The sequence below is a fragment of the Kribbella sp. NPDC058245 genome (genome assembly GCF_042882005.1).
In the GTDB taxonomy this organism is placed as follows: Bacteria; Actinomycetota; Actinomycetes; order Propionibacteriales; family Kribbellaceae; genus Kribbella.
This window is the reverse complement of the sequence record NZ_JBHVWY010000024.1, coordinates 1-13,750: the sequence shown is the minus strand read 5'-3', so window position 1 is coordinate 13,750 and position 13,750 is coordinate 1. Positions and strand designations below refer to the sequence as shown.

General features: G+C 68.4%; 13 protein-coding genes. 7 read left to right on the top strand and 6 right to left on the bottom strand.

Annotated features, from left to right (window positions below; genetic code table 11):
* Positions 1 to 25: 25 nt before the first annotated feature.
* Both hutU and hutH read right to left on the bottom strand, forming a co-directional pair.
* Positions 26 to 1,684, bottom strand: a complete 1,659-nt coding sequence (hutU, locus tag ACFVWG_RS38475; RefSeq protein WP_391548445.1) for a urocanate hydratase — start codon at positions 1,682 to 1,684, stop codon at positions 26 to 28.
* A gap of 14 nt (positions 1,685 to 1,698) precedes the next feature.
* Complete coding sequence (gene hutH / locus ACFVWG_RS38470; RefSeq protein ID WP_391548444.1) at positions 1,699 to 3,249, bottom strand: histidine ammonia-lyase; 1,551 nt, start codon at positions 3,247 to 3,249, stop codon at positions 1,699 to 1,701.
* Positions 3,250 to 4,475: 1,226 nt separating this feature from the next.
* Between hutH and ACFVWG_RS38465 the strand changes: the two genes are divergently transcribed.
* Genes ACFVWG_RS38465 through ACFVWG_RS38455 form a run of 3 tightly spaced genes read left to right on the top strand, consistent with a single transcriptional unit; the run spans position 4,476 to position 6,339 of the window.
* On the top strand, positions 4,476 to 5,366 hold the full coding sequence (locus ACFVWG_RS38465; RefSeq protein WP_391548443.1) for a GNAT family N-acetyltransferase: 891 nt from the start codon (positions 4,476 to 4,478) through the stop codon (positions 5,364 to 5,366).
* Entirely contained in the window at positions 5,363 to 5,557 is a 195-nt protein-coding gene (locus tag ACFVWG_RS38460; protein ID WP_391548442.1) for a hypothetical protein, read from the top strand. The genes ACFVWG_RS38465 and ACFVWG_RS38460 overlap by 4 nt, the downstream gene beginning before the upstream one ends.
* A 23-nt stretch (positions 5,558 to 5,580) precedes the next feature.
* Positions 5,581 to 6,339 carry an IclR family transcriptional regulator gene (locus tag ACFVWG_RS38455; RefSeq protein WP_391548441.1) on the top strand — a complete coding sequence of 253 codons (759 nt, stop codon included), beginning with the start codon at positions 5,581 to 5,583 and terminating at the stop codon, positions 6,337 to 6,339.
* A 195-nt stretch (positions 6,340 to 6,534) separates the two neighbouring features.
* Here ACFVWG_RS38455 and rpsN read toward each other — a convergent pair whose 3' ends face one another.
* Positions 6,535 to 6,840, bottom strand: a complete 306-nt coding sequence (gene rpsN / locus ACFVWG_RS38450) for a 30S ribosomal protein S14 (RefSeq protein ID WP_391548440.1) — start codon at positions 6,838 to 6,840, stop codon at positions 6,535 to 6,537.
* 3 nt (positions 6,841 to 6,843) lie between these two features.
* On the bottom strand, positions 6,844 to 7,011 hold the full coding sequence (gene rpmG / locus ACFVWG_RS38445) for a 50S ribosomal protein L33 (protein WP_391548439.1): 168 nt from the start codon (positions 7,009 to 7,011) through the stop codon (positions 6,844 to 6,846).
* 74 nt (positions 7,012 to 7,085) lie between these two features.
* Here rpmG and ACFVWG_RS38440 point away from each other — a divergent pair, with 74 nt between their 5' ends.
* From ACFVWG_RS38440 to ACFVWG_RS38430, 3 genes are all read left to right on the top strand, one after another.
* The gene (locus ACFVWG_RS38440) at positions 7,086 to 8,189 is read left to right on the top strand and encodes a CobW family GTP-binding protein (protein ID WP_391548438.1); all 1,104 of its coding nucleotides are present in this window, start codon (positions 7,086 to 7,088) and stop codon (positions 8,187 to 8,189) included.
* The gene (locus ACFVWG_RS38435; protein WP_391548437.1) at positions 8,186 to 8,431 is read left to right on the top strand and encodes a type B 50S ribosomal protein L31; all 246 of its coding nucleotides are present in this window, start codon (positions 8,186 to 8,188) and stop codon (positions 8,429 to 8,431) included. The genes ACFVWG_RS38440 and ACFVWG_RS38435 overlap by 4 nt, the downstream gene beginning before the upstream one ends.
* 138 nt (positions 8,432 to 8,569) lie before the next feature.
* Complete coding sequence (locus ACFVWG_RS38430) at positions 8,570 to 9,991, top strand: aromatic amino acid lyase (RefSeq protein WP_391548436.1); 1,422 nt, start codon at positions 8,570 to 8,572, stop codon at positions 9,989 to 9,991.
* On the opposite strand, the gene ACFVWG_RS38425 is transcribed toward ACFVWG_RS38430, so the two are convergent.
* A complete protein-coding gene (locus tag ACFVWG_RS38425) occupies positions 9,988 to 10,974 on the bottom strand; it encodes an NADP-dependent oxidoreductase (RefSeq protein ID WP_391548435.1) in 987 nt (328 codons plus the stop codon). The genes ACFVWG_RS38430 and ACFVWG_RS38425 overlap by 4 nt on opposite strands.
* A gap of 57 nt (positions 10,975 to 11,031) precedes the next feature.
* Here ACFVWG_RS38425 and ACFVWG_RS38420 point away from each other — a divergent pair, with 57 nt between their 5' ends.
* The gene (locus ACFVWG_RS38420) at positions 11,032 to 12,009 is read left to right on the top strand and encodes an ArsR family transcriptional regulator (RefSeq protein WP_391548434.1); all 978 of its coding nucleotides are present in this window, start codon (positions 11,032 to 11,034) and stop codon (positions 12,007 to 12,009) included.
* Here ACFVWG_RS38420 and ACFVWG_RS38415 read toward each other — a convergent pair.
* Complete coding sequence (locus ACFVWG_RS38415; RefSeq protein ID WP_391548433.1) at positions 11,994 to 12,836, bottom strand: hypothetical protein; 843 nt, start codon at positions 12,834 to 12,836, stop codon at positions 11,994 to 11,996. The two genes, ACFVWG_RS38420 and ACFVWG_RS38415, sit on opposite strands and share 16 nt — an antisense overlap.
* Positions 12,837 to 13,750: the final 914 nt, after the last annotated feature.

Below are 13,750 nucleotides of genomic sequence, written 5' to 3'. Positions count from 1 at the left end.
TAGGGATTTGACCGGTTGCAGCCGGTCAGGACTCCTGCATCGGAATCCGCACCCCACGCTCGGCGGCGACGCGGTCTGCACTGTCATAACCGGCGTCGACATGGCGGATCACGCCCATGGCCGGGTCGTTGGTGAGCACGCGCTCCAGCTTCTGCCGGGCCAGATCGGTGCCATCGGCAACCGAAACCTGACCGGCGTGGATGGACCGGCCCATGCCGACACCGCCGCCCTGGTGGATCGACACCCAGGACGCGCCGGACGACACGTTCACCATCGCGTTCAGCAACGGCCAGTCCGCGATCGCGTCCGAGCCGTCGAGCATTCCTTCGGTCTCGCGGTACGGCGAGGCCACACTGCCGGTGTCCAGATGGTCCCGGCCGATCACGATCGGCGCTTCGAGCTCGCCCGAAGCGACCATGTCGTTGAACCGCACACCGGCCTTGTCCCGCTCCCCCTGACCGAGCCAGCAGATCCGGGCCGGCAGGCCCTGGAACGCGACCCGCTCACCGGCCATCTTGATCCACCGGGTCAGGTGCTCGTTGTCCGGGAACAGATCAAGGATCGCCTGGTCCGTCTTGGCGATGTCCGCCGGGTTCCCCGACAGCGCCGCCCACCGGAACGGGCCCTTGCCCTCACAGAACAACGGCCGGATGTACGCCGGAACGAACCCGGGGAACTCGAAGGCCCGCGAGTACCCGGCCTTGCGGGCCTCGTCGCGGATCGAGTTGCCGTAGTCGAACACCTCGGCACCCGCGTCCTGGAAGCCGACCATCGCCTCGACGTGCCGCGCCATCGACTCCTGCGCCCGCTCGGTGAACCCGGCCGGGTCCTTCTCCCGCGCGGTCACCCAGTCGTCGAAGTCGACGCTCACCGGCAGGTACATCAGCGGGTCGTGCGCGGACGTCTGGTCAGTCACGATGTCGATCGGAGCACCACGCTGCAGCAGGTCCGGGACGATCGTGGCCGCGTTGCCGAGGACACCGATCGACAGCGGCCGACGCGCCTTCCGCGCCTCTTCGGCCAGCGACAACGCCTCGTCGACAGAAGACGCCCGTACGTCGAGGTAGCGGTGCTCGATACGCCGATCGATCCGGCTGGAGTCGACGTCGATGCAGATCGCGACGCCGTCGTTCATCGTGACGGCCAGCGGCTGCGCGCCACCCATGCCACCGAGTCCCGCGGTCAGCGTGACCGTCCCGGCCAGCGTGCCGCCGAACTTCTTGGCGGCGACCGCGGCGAAGGTCTCGTACGTGCCCTGCAGGATTCCCTGGGTACCGATGTAGATCCACGACCCGGCCGTCATCTGGCCGTACATGGTCAGACCCATCGCCTCGAGCTTGCGGAACTCCTCCCAGGTGGCCCAGTCGCCGACCAGGTTCGAGTTCGCGATCAGCACCCGCGGAGCCCACTCGTGGGTCTGCATGACGCCGACCGGCCGGCCCGACTGGACCAGCATGGTCTCGTCAGCCTTCAGGTTGGTCAGCGTGCGGACCATCGCGTCGAAGGAGTTCCAGTCCCGAGCTGCCTTGCCAGAACCGCCGTACACGACGAGCTCGTCGGGGTGCTCGGCAACCTCGGGGTCGAGGTTGTTCTGCAGCATCCGCAGTGCGGCTTCCTGCTGCCAGCCTTGGGCGGTCAGCGTCGTACCGCGGGCGGCGCGCACAGGACGGGGTCCGGAAGACATGTCGGTGTTCCCTTCTATTGGAGCGGGCCGGTGACGGCCTCGGCGTCGGTGAGGTAGGTGCCGTCGGCAACCAGCCGGACGGAGTGCTCGATCTCCGGGGACAGATGACGGTCGGTCCCCGGACCCTCGACGTACTGCCGCAGAGCATCCCGTACGGCGGCGGTGGCTGGCGAGGGGATGAGCGGCGCGCGCAGGTCGAGCGCGCGGGCGGCGGTCAGGATCTCGATCGCGAGCACCCGCTGGAGTCCATCGATCGACTTGCGCAGCTTGCGCGCGGCCGACCAGCCCATCGAGACGTGGTCCTCCTGCATCGCGCTGCTCGGAATCGAGTCCACACTGGCCGGTACGGCGAGGCGCTTCAGCTCGGAGACGATCGCGGCCTGCGTGTACTGCGCGATCATGTGGCCGCTGTCGACGCCGGGATCGTCGGCCAGGAAGGCGTTCAGGCCGTGGTTGCGAGCGACATCGAGAAAGCGATCGGTACGGCGTTCGCTGATGCTCGCGAGGTCAGCCACGGCAATCGCGAGGAAGTCGAGCACGTAACCGACCGGGGCACCGTGGAAGTTGCCGTTGGACTCGACGCGGCCATCGGGGAGTACGACGGGGTTGTCGATCGCGGAGGCGAGTTCGCGCTCGGCGACATTGGCTGCGTGGGCAGCGGTGTCACGGACGGCACCGTGGACCTGGGGCGAACACCTCAGCGAGTAGGCGTCCTGGACGCGGTTGCAGTCGGGGCCGCGGTGGCTGGCCACAATCCCACTGTCTTTAAGGATCGTGCGGAGGTTGGCGGCGGCTGCGCCTTGACCCACCTGCGGGCGCAGGGCGTGCAGGTCGGCGGCGAAGACGCGGTCGGTGGCGAGCTGACCCTCAACGCTCATCGCGGCGGCGATGTCGGCGGTCTTCACCAGGCGGTCGAGGTCGGCGAGCGCGAGCACCAGCATGCCGAGCATGCCGTCGGTACCGTTGATCAGCGCCAGGCCTTCCTTCTCGGCCAGGACGACCGGCTGGAGGCCGTGCGCCTGCAGTGCCTCGCCGGCGTCACGAAGGTTGCCCTCGGCATCGCGAACCTGACCCTCACCCATCACCGCGAGGGCGACGTGGCTCAGCGGCGCGAGGTCGCCTGAGCAGCCGAGGCTGCCGTACTCGTGCACGACCGGAGTCAGCTTGGCGTTCAGCAGACCGGCGTACGCCTGAGCCGTTTCAACCTTCACGCCGGTACGACCGGTCGACAGCGTGGACAGTCTGAGCAGGGCGAGCGCACGGACGACCTCGGTCTCGACCTCAGGCCCCGAGCCGGCAGCGTGCGACCGAACCAGGCTGCGCTGCAACTGAGCGCGCAGTTCCGGCGCGATGTGCCGCGTCGCGAGCGCCCCGAACCCGGTCGAGACGCCGTAGTGCGGGGTCTCCGCATGCGCCAGGCCCTCGATCACAGCCCGCGACTTCGCGATCTCCTCGAGCGCCTGGTCGCTGATCCGGACCTGAGCGCCGTACCGCGCCACCGCGACGACATCGGCCGCTGTCAGCGGTCCGACTCCGACGATCACCGTGCTGCTGGTCTGTTCCACCCGATCATTGGACCCCCTCCACGACGCCCTGCCCACCCAACGACACCCAGTCCCTGTCTCAAACCCGAGACATCCACCGTGCGATCCCCCTTTGATGGGCTGACCCACGGCGTTGCGGGAGGGCCCACCGCATGCCGTTGGCCCTCCCACCACCTGATGGGTGGACCCCAAAGCCGGTGAGTTAGACGGGGTTGGTGTCAACCGGCCTGCCGCCGAGCTGACGTCCGAAAGACCCGCAAGCCTGGTACGGCGTGTCTTCGGACGCAACCGTCGCCGGTTGCAGGGAGGACTCGGGTCGGCATCCAGCCAGTGTGGGGAGGATATGGGACCGATTCGGGGGGCGAATCCTCCCCAGATCTCGTTCAGGGCCGCGCAAACCCTCCCCAAACCGGTTGGGGCGCCGCAGTGCGACAGCCACCAGCACTCCGCAAACCCCGGCCCAACCGCGCTCACCACACCGAACGTCCGAAGAAACGCCGACCACGCCCGCAGGTCTTTCGGACGTTAACGCCAGGCGGGCTGCTTGATACCGCCGCCGCCGCCCAACTAATCAACCGGCCTTGGAGCGGACCCACCAAATGGGACTCTTGTGACGTAGGTGTGGGTGGGGTTCGCGCGTTGTCCGACCGATAGGTTGCCGTCCGATCGCGGGGTCTCGGGCGATGTGAACGGCGTGAGTGTGGGGAAGATGTCGCCGACTGGACGCGCTGTGCTGCTGGTCATCGATTTCTGGCGGCAATCTCCTTCCACTCGCCGACGGACCGCTGTTTCTGCGCGGCGGCTGAACCCACCGTGCAAGCCGGGGCGAGAGGGATGCGGCGGGGCGGGCGTGAGGTGGCGGGCGCGGACCGCCAGCACTGACTAACTCTGCACGGCTCGGACCCTCCACGCTCAGCATCACCTGCCCGAGCAGCCGCGCGGGAGGTTGGACGGTGGCACAGGTCCGCTACCCCGGGGCGCGGGATGCAGCCCGGGGTGCGCACCCCCCGCGGGGGGCTTGAACACGCTATGCCTTGTTCACGGCCCCCGTTTCCTGTCCGCAGCCCCAGCAACTGCATGCAGGTCACCTACTGCCAACGGTGGAACAGCGCCCAGCCAGCCCACCAGCACGCCGATCAACTGACCCACACGGAGAAGAGACCGGTACACCGCACCACCCGCGAATGGGTCAGGAGAGTCCCAAATGGGGGCAGGGGATGGACCTGGGGCGGCACTACGGTGGGTGCATGGTGTTCGAAATCCGGTCGGCGACGCCCGATGACGCGGCTGGGATCGCCGGCGTCTGGGCGGCCGCGATGCCGCAGTTGGTGAAGACCGCACGCGGGATCGAGGCCGAACTCCGCAACAACCAAGGCCGGGTCGTCCTGATCGCCGTCACCGGACCCGAGGTCGTCGGCTACGCGAACGTCCACCTCCCCGATCCGGATGACCAGGCGCCGCGGGTGCGGATCGCCGTACAGGTTCCTCCTGCCGTACGGCGGAATGGGATCGGCACCGCATTGGTGGAGCGCGTGATCGAGCGGGCCGCTGCGGCCGGCGCCGCGCGATTGCTCACGGTGGCCAACGATGACTCGCTCGACTTCGCGACCAGGCACGGCTTCACGATCGGCCGGCGCATGAGCCATTCACAGGCTGAGCTGAGCACTGCCCCGGATCCGCTTCCGACGCCGGACGGGCTGCAGCTCGTCACGTACGACGCCGTGTCGCCGGAACGACTGCACGAGGCGGAGGTCGCCGTACGGGATGACGACCCGAGCGGCCTGTCGGGCGGAGGCGGGTACGACGAGTGGTTCGCGCGGGCGTGGAACCACCCCGACCTGCGGCGCGACCTGAGCTTTGCCGTGCTGGACGGGGAGGACGTGCAGTCCTTCGTGTCGACCACCGTCGATCCGGATCGGCGGGTGATCTGGTCCAACCTGACCGGAACCGTACCGTCCGCCCGAGGTCGTGGGCTCGCGAAGATCGTGAAGTCGCACGCCTTGGCAGCGGCGCGGGATGCCGGCATGGTGACCGCCCTGACTGGGAACGACGCGGCAAATGTGCCGATGCTCGCAGTCAACCGCTGGCTCGGATACCGCGAGTCCGGTGGGGCCTGGACCGCGGAGAAGGAGCTGTGACCCGGCTTGCGCTGACCCTACTGTTCTTCCTGGCGCTGTCGATCGGCGTCGGATTCCTGCTCGGCGGTGACTATTTCGACTGGGCTGTGGCGGGCGGTCTGTTCGCCCTCGCCGTCGCCGGCGAACTGTTGCGCTGGTGGCTCCGGCGGGCGCCGCAGAAGAATTCAGCTCGCCAATCGTCCGGAATCTGAGACAGGCCGGTTACCCTGCCGTTGTGAGCGGCAACGTTCCCGCCTCGACCCGCACCCTGCGGGTGCTGACATTCTTGGCGACCCAGCCCGGGCCGGTACCGATGGAGCGCATCGCCTCCGCGGTCGGCCTGCCACGCTCGTCGACGTACCACTTGCTGAGGGCAATGATGGACGAGAGCTTCGTCGTCCACCTCCCCGAAGAGAAGCGCTACGGCCTCGGCGTCGCCGCCTTCGAGATCGGCTCCGCCTACCTCCGCCACGACCCCCTCGAGCGTCTGGCCCGCCCGTTGTTGGGCCAACTGGTCGCCGAACTGGGCCAAACCGCCCACCTAGGCGTCCTCCACGGCCGAGAACTCGTCTACCTCCTCAAAGAGCAACCCCCACGCCCCGTCACCCTCGTCACGGACGTAGGCGTCCGCCTCCCCGCCACCCTCACCGCCTCCGGCCGAGCCCTCCTGGCTGAGCTCCCACCCGCCCAGGTCCGAGCCCTGTTCCCCACCAACGAGTCCTTCGTCCGCCGCACCGACAAAGGCCCCGAATCCCTCACCCAGCTAAGACGTCTCCTGGCCGAGGAAAAACGCCAGGGCTACGCCCTGGAAGAAGGCCACATAACTCCCGGCGTCTCGTCAGTCGCCACCGCCGCCCTGGACCACGCCGGCCACCCAGCCGCCGCCATCTCCATCACCTTCCGCACCGACGCCCTAACCCCCGCCGACCGCCTCCACCTAACCCACCGCCTCCGCCAAGCCGCCACCGCCCTCACCCGACGACTACACGGATAGCCATGCGTTGCGTACCGACGGACGGGTAGTGGTGGGCTGGGTGATCAGGGTCGCCGCGGGGATGGCGCGTCAATGCGGCGACTGGCGGGACCACTACCCGTTGATCGGTACGCATGCGACGGCCCTCCGAGCACCTGAGCTCGGAGGGCCGTCGGGACCCGGGGGCGCGGCATCCACGTCGCGCGCCGCCGGGAATTACCAGGAGGACTTGGTGATGCCGGGGAGTTCGCCTCGGTGGGCCATGGTGCGGAAGCGGACTCGGGAGATGCCGGCTTTGCGGAGGTAGCCGCGGGGGCGGCCGTCGGCGGCGTCCCGGTTGCGGATGCGGATGGGGCTGGCGTCGCGGGGGAGCTTTTGGAGCTTCAACTGGGCCGCCGTGCGCTCCTCGAAGGAGGAGGCGGGGGCCGCGATGATGCGTTTGAGCTCCGCGCGACGGTCGGCGTACAGAGCGACGGTGCGTTTGCGCTGTTCGTTCTTGGCGATCTTGCTGGTCTTAGCCATCGATCAGCGCTCTTCGCGGAAGTCGACGTGCTGGCGCAGCTTGGGGTCGTACTTGCGGATGATCAGCCGGTCGGGATTGTTCCGGCGGTTCTTCCGCGTTACATAGGTGAAGCCGGTCCCCGCCGTGCTACGGAGCTTGACGATCGGCCGGAGTTCGTTGTGCTTGGCCATGCTGTTCCTTTCCTCAAGTACGAGATGCAGTGTACCTTGTACTGGTAATCATTTTCAATAAGGGAGGAGTGCGGATGCTGGCGGTGACCCTGCTGACCGGTGTCGACGAGGGATTCCGAGGGGCCGTGGGCGCGAACCTGCTGGCCGCCGCGGGCCCGCGCGGCGTCCTGATCGAGTACGACGTGAGTGACCTGCCGAGCGGCGAGGTCGTCCGGACCGCGCGGACGGCGGCCGGGGTGATCGACCGGGAGACGATCCGGATGGGCCACCCGTGTGTGTCGTGTGCGATGCGCGGGACGCTGGTGCAACTGCTGCTCAGCATCGCGGCGGTCGAGCGGTACGGCGTCGCGATCGTGTCGGTGCCCGGTGCCGGGGACACGCAGTCGCTGGCGGAGGAGATCGCTCGCGAGACCGAACTGCGGGTCGACGCGGTGATCACGGCCGCCGACACCGCGACCGTCGTCGACGACCTCACCGGCGACCAGTTCATCCAGGACCGCGGGATCGCGACCGCCGCCGAGGATGGCCGGGTGATCGCCGAGGTGGTTGCGCGGCAACTCGAGTACGCCGATGCCGTCGTACTGAGCTCTCAAGACCCGACCGCCAGCGCACTGATCGAGGCGATCAACCCGCAGGCGCGTGTTCAGACCACGCCGGCCGGGCTGCTCGCCGTACGGCTGCATGATCCTGATGCGGCCGAGACCCGCACTGAGCCCGGCTCTATTACTGCGCCGATCCGCGAAGACGAACTGGTCAGCACGTTGGTCTGGCAGTCAGCGCGACCGTTCCACCCCGAGCGGCTCTATGAAGTGCTCGAGGACTTAGTCACCGGTACGGCGCGGGGCCGCGGAACTGTGTGGATCGCGACCCAGCACCGGAACCGCCTGAGCTGGGACAGCTTCGGCACCAACATCTCCATCGGCGTACTGGGCCCGTGGCTGGCCGACCTGCCGGCCGACCGCTGGTCCGGCGTCGGGCAGCAGCACCAGGCGCGATCGGCGCTCGAATGGCATCCCGAGTACGGCGACCGGGCGTCGTACCTGTCCATCACCGGAGTCGGTCTGGACACCCGGGAATTACAGGCACGCCTGGATGGTTGTGTCCTCCGTGCGGACGAAGCGGTTCATCCACTGACCGACCCGTTCGCCCCTTATCTGGAAGGAAGTAGTGCAGCATGAAGAATGACATTCACCCCGACTACCGCCGGGTTGTCTTCCGGGACAAGTCCGGTAACTTCAGCTTCCTCACCGGTTCGACCAGCGCGAGCAACGAGACCATTGTCTGGACCGACGGGAACACGTACCCCGTCGTCGACGTGGAGATCTCGTCGGCCACCCACCCGTTCTACACGGGCAACCAGCGCGTGATGGACACCCAGGGCCGCGTGGAGAAGTTCAAGAAGCGTTACGGCCAGCTGTAAAACCACAAGCAGCGCGAGGGCTCACCCGGGGCGGGGTTGGGCCCTCTCGCTTTGCTCCGGCGATGACGTCTCGGATCTCAGACATCGATCCGGGCGCGGCGCTTACCCGAACAACGGGGGCGGTCTCACACTGGGGCAATGGAGCCGGTGGAGCTGTCCGGGGGTGGGTTGGCGCCGTTGGAGGCCGTCGCGTTGGCGCAGCGGCGGACCGCGGTGCGGCTGGGCGACGACGCCCGGAAGCGGATGCACGAGTCGGCTCTGGCGGTTGCCGAAGTGGCCCGGCATCGGCCGGTCTACGGCCGGACGACCGGGGTCGGCGCCAACCGCGACGTGCTCACGTCGGACCCCGAACACGGCGCGCGGCTGCTCGGCTCACACTCCACGACCGGTACGACGTCGTACCCGAAGGATGCGATCCGCCTCGGCCTGCTGATCCGGGTCAACCAGTTGGCATCCGGCGGCTCCGGTCTCGAACCAGAGGTCGCCGACGCGATCGTTGCCCTGCTCAACGATGACGTGCTGCCCGACCTGCACCGCGGCGGCGCGATCGGTACCGGCGACCTCGGCCCTCTCGCCGAGCTCGGACTCGCCCTCGGTCCTGTGATCGACGGCGTCAGCGCTCTCCCGCTGCTCTCCAGCAACGCCCTCACCCTCGCCGAGTGCTGCCTCGCGTACGTCGAAGCCGCCACCCTGATCAACGTCGTACCGCTAGTCGGTGCGCTCTCCCACGTCGCCCTGCGCGGCAACGCCGAGGTATACGACGTCCGCGTCCACGAGGCTCGCCCACAGCCGGGCCAAGTCCGGGTCGCCCGCAGGATGCGCGGCCTCCTCGAAGGCCTGCCGCTCCCACCAGCACGGATCCAGGACCCCTTCGGCCTCCGCGCCTTCGCTCAAGTCCTGGGCCCCGCCGTCGACCATATAGATGCTCTAGGCAACAGTCTGCGCATCGACATCAACGCCTCGGCCGAGAACCCGCTCGTGGCCGGCGACACCGTGCTGCACAACGGTAACTGGCACGCGATGCCGATCGCACTCGCGCTCGACTCGCTCCGTCTCAGCCTGCACAGCGTCGCAACCCTCTCCACCTCCCGCGTCGCCAACCTGGTCGACCCGGACTTCACCGGTCTGAGCCGCTTCCTCGCCAGCGGCGCCGAGGCCAGCTCCGGCGTGATGATGATCGAGTACGTCGCCCACGACGCCCTCGCCGCCGTCCGCTCCTCCGCCCAACCGGCCACCCTCGGTACGGCGACCCTGTCCCGTGGAGCCGAACACCACGCCAGCTTCGCGCCCCAAGCCGCCGTACTGACTGCTCAGCTCCTGGACGCCCTCCGCGAAGTCATCTCCTGCGAGCTGGTCACCGCCGTTCGCGCCGTCCGCCTGGCCGGCCTCACCCCCGACGATCTGGCGCCCGCCGCCATCGCCCCCTGGCTGGCCGACGCCCTCGCCGCCCTCCCCGACGACCTCACCGACCGCTCCCTGCGCGAGGACCTCGAGATCGCCCGCGGCCTCCTCACCCAATGGGGCGACCGCCAAGTCGAGCACCCCGCCGAGTCCGCTTAAGCAGCCAACTGGACGAGCATCTTGCCGGTGTTCTCGCCGCGCAGCATCGCGAGGAACGCCTCCACCGTCTGCGAGAACCCGTCCACGACCGTCTCGTCGGAGACGACGGCACCGGATTGCAGGTGCGGCGTGAGGAACTCGATCAGCTCGGGCCGCAGATCCAAATGGTTCCGGACCAGGAACCCCTCCAGCCGTAGCTCCTTCCCGACCACGTCGTACAGGTTGCGCGGGGCAACAACCCCGTCCCCGTTGTACGTCGATACCGCGCCACACCACGCGATCCGGCCGCGCGGCTTCAGTACGTCGATCGCCGCCGCCAGGTGCTCACCACCCACGTTGTCGAGGTACGCGTCGATCCCGTCCGGCGCCTCAGCGGCCAACTGCTCCACCAGCGAGCCGTCCCGATAGTTCAGCGCCGCATCGAACCCCACCTCGGACACCAACCACTTGGCCTTCTCGGCAGACCCAGTACTCCCGATGATCCGCCCGGCCCCGAGCAACCGGGCGATCCGCGCAGCCGCCGTACCGACCCCGCCGGCCGCCGCCGAAACGAAGAGCGTCTCCCCCGGCTGCAGCTTCAGGACGCGCTTCAGCCCGGCATACGCACTGAGCCCAGTCCCGCCCAGGATCCCGAGATGGGCGGACAGCGGCACACCCGGCTCGACCTCGATCAGCCGACTCGCTGATGGTGTGACCACCGCATGGGTACGCCAACCCTGCGTGTGGAACACGATGTCGCCGATCCCGTACGCCGGAGTCAGGCTCTGCACGACTCGACCGAGCGCCCGGCCCTCACCCGGAGCGCCGAGGGCCCACCACTCGTCGGAGTCCATCGCCTGCCGCATATACGGGTCGACGGACAACCAGAGGTTCTCGACCAACGCCGTACCGGGCGACAGGTCGAGCGGCGGCGATGTCACGAGCTCGAAGTTGGCGGCGGTGGGGAAGCCGGTCGGACGGGATACCAGGCGGATCTGTCTCATACCGGACAGCGAACGCCAGACTGCTCACCCAGCACCAGAAAGTTAGCCTATGCCTTAATGATCATCTACCGGCTCGGCGTCGACGACCTCGCCGACATGCGCTTCGCCTGCTCGCCGATCCTCGAGACGGCGACCAGTCTCTGGGCGTTGACCACGCCGTCCGCCCACGTTCTGCACCTGCCCTGGATCCGCCAGACCCTCGCGCTCCTCAACGACCACCCGGACCGCGACCTCCTGATGGCACTGGTCACCCCCGAGCTGCACTGGCTGCCGGACTTCCTCACCCCGCGCCCTACCTCACCGCTCCCCGACGTGCACGAGGAGCTCGCGCAGATCCGCAGCACCCCGCCTCGCCGAGCCGTCGCCGACGTGCTCCGCGCGTACGACGGCCGCCCGCTCCCGCCCGTCCTGGCCGACCTCAGCCCGCGCCAACTCCGCGACCGCATCTGTACGGCGATCGCGGCGTACTGGGAGCTCGCCATCGAACCGCATTGGCCCCGGATGCGCGCGCTGCTCGAGGCAGACATGATCCACCGGGCGCAACTCCTCGCCCGGGACGGCGCTGCCGCCGTACTGACCGGGCTGGACCCCAGCGTCGAGTGGGCCAACGGCCGCCTGCGGATGCGGATCTCGTCGTACCAGCTGACCTACGAGAGCGACGTCCGCGGTCGCGGGTTCTGGCTGGTGCCGACGCTGTTCGCCAAACACACGATCGGCCCACTCGACCCCGACGGCCCGCCGACCGCGGCCTACCCGGCTCGCGGCATCGGTACCCTCTGGGAGACCCGGCCAGCACCGACCCGCCAGGCGCTAGCCGACCTCCTCGGTACCCCACGGGCAGACCTGCTGATGGCACTCGACGCCCCGACCTCGACGATCGAACTCGCCCGCCGCCGCGACGTCAGCCCGAGCGCGATCTCCCAGCACCTGGCCACCTTGCACGCCAACGGCCTGGTCGCCCGCGCCCGCGCCGGCCGAGTCGTCCTCTACACCCGCACCGATCTGGCCGACCGTCTGATTCACAACCGGTTGTAGGCCTTCAGGGTTCTTAGCGCACCGACCGTCACGATGCCCCGGTACTCCAGGGTCGCGGCCTGGCCCGGGGGTTCCCAGGTGATCGCCCAGCCGCCGTCGGCCTGCTGGTCGGCGATCAAGCGGTCGAGGTGGGCCTCCAGCTGAGCCTCCGAAAACAGTGCACGCCAAGGGCTTTCAGGGGTGGGCGCGAACTGCAAAGGCGTCACCCCGTACGACGGATCGGCCGCATCTGCTCGGTAATACGACACCTTGGGCAGCCACTCGCGGACCCGATCCAGATCGATGTCACCCGTGTGCTCCAGGAACTCCAGGGATTCGTGCAGCGAGTGCGCCTCGGTCGGCAACTCGGCGGCCAACTGGGCAGCGCACCAACCGCCGGCCAACTCGCGCCACGGGTGCTCGACGTCCAGCTTGTGCAGCCGGCCGACCAGTCCGGCGGTCGGGTTGAGGCTCGGCTGGTACGTCCACTCGCTCATGTGCTCGGCGCGCGGATAGCTCTCGATCACCGGCGCCGCCAGTGACACCGCGCCATCGGGGGTCGCGACCGAAGCCAGCCAGTCGACGGCACGCCGAATCATCACCTCGTCCCGCGCACCAGCCGCCAGCAGGATGTCGAACGCCGTCTCGACGTCCAGCCCGAGGCTGTCCGGGCAGCGCTTGTCCGGCTCCAGCCCGTGCCCGAACCCACCGTCCGCGTTCTGATAACCACGCAGCGCGTCAACGACTCCAGCGGGGTCGGCCCCGTCGAAGACCGTGGCGAACAACCGGTTCTCGACCAGCCGGCCCTCGAGACGTACGAAATCACGACCTGCGGTGAAGATGTCCATACCCTCGACCCTCTCGCAGAAGTCAGCTGATGTCTTGAACGAATCGGACATGGTTGGGCGGGTGCGTGCACGCCGCTCAGATGCGGCCGACGACGTGTGCTCGTGGTTGCTCGCCGCCGCGGCCGGCTTACAGAGGAGGGTGGCTAGGGCAGTCTTGGGCTGAGGGGGATGGTGCGCTCAGCGATCGCGTCCACGTTGCCTGTGTCTGACCTGCTCTGGTTGCCGCCAACGACGAGGATGCCTGAGAGCTGACCCGCCGCGGTGGACAGATCACCCGTCCGCAACGCCCACCCCAAGCAACGCTCACTTTCAGGGCGACCCCTCATGAACCCCAGCCACAGCCCGTCAGCCCAAAGCAGCGTGAACGTGGTCGCCGACCGCGCCATCCCCCTCAGCCACAGACCCGCCGTACCCGAAGGCTTCAGTGGCCGCCGAAGGCGGGCCAACCCCCCTGTGTGGAAACAAAAGTGCACCAGCCGACAAGAAGTTTCCACACAACGAGCACACCCGAACCCGCCCGAGCCGTCTCACCAGAACCGGGGACCAAAACCGACCCGAATCGACCCGAATCGACCCGAATCGACCGGCAAACTCCCCAGCCACCCCACCCATTCCATGGCACTCCGCTCGGTCAGTGGTGACGAGTCCGTAGTGCTGTTGCAGAACCCCAGCGACGACGAATCCCGGCGCACCCCCGGCCCCCCGCCCCGCCACACCCCACCCTCAGAGCACCCCGCCCCTCGACCTCCCGCAATTTGAACGGATCTCCCCTCAACTCACCGGTTCTCCCCTCAACTCACCGGTTCTCCCCTCAAAATATGAGCAGAGAACCAGGGCGGAATCCATCGGTGGAAGCAACGGGTTCATGCTGCTGCCGGGTTGGCGAGCAGGTCGGCCAGCGCTTGGGCTGGGGT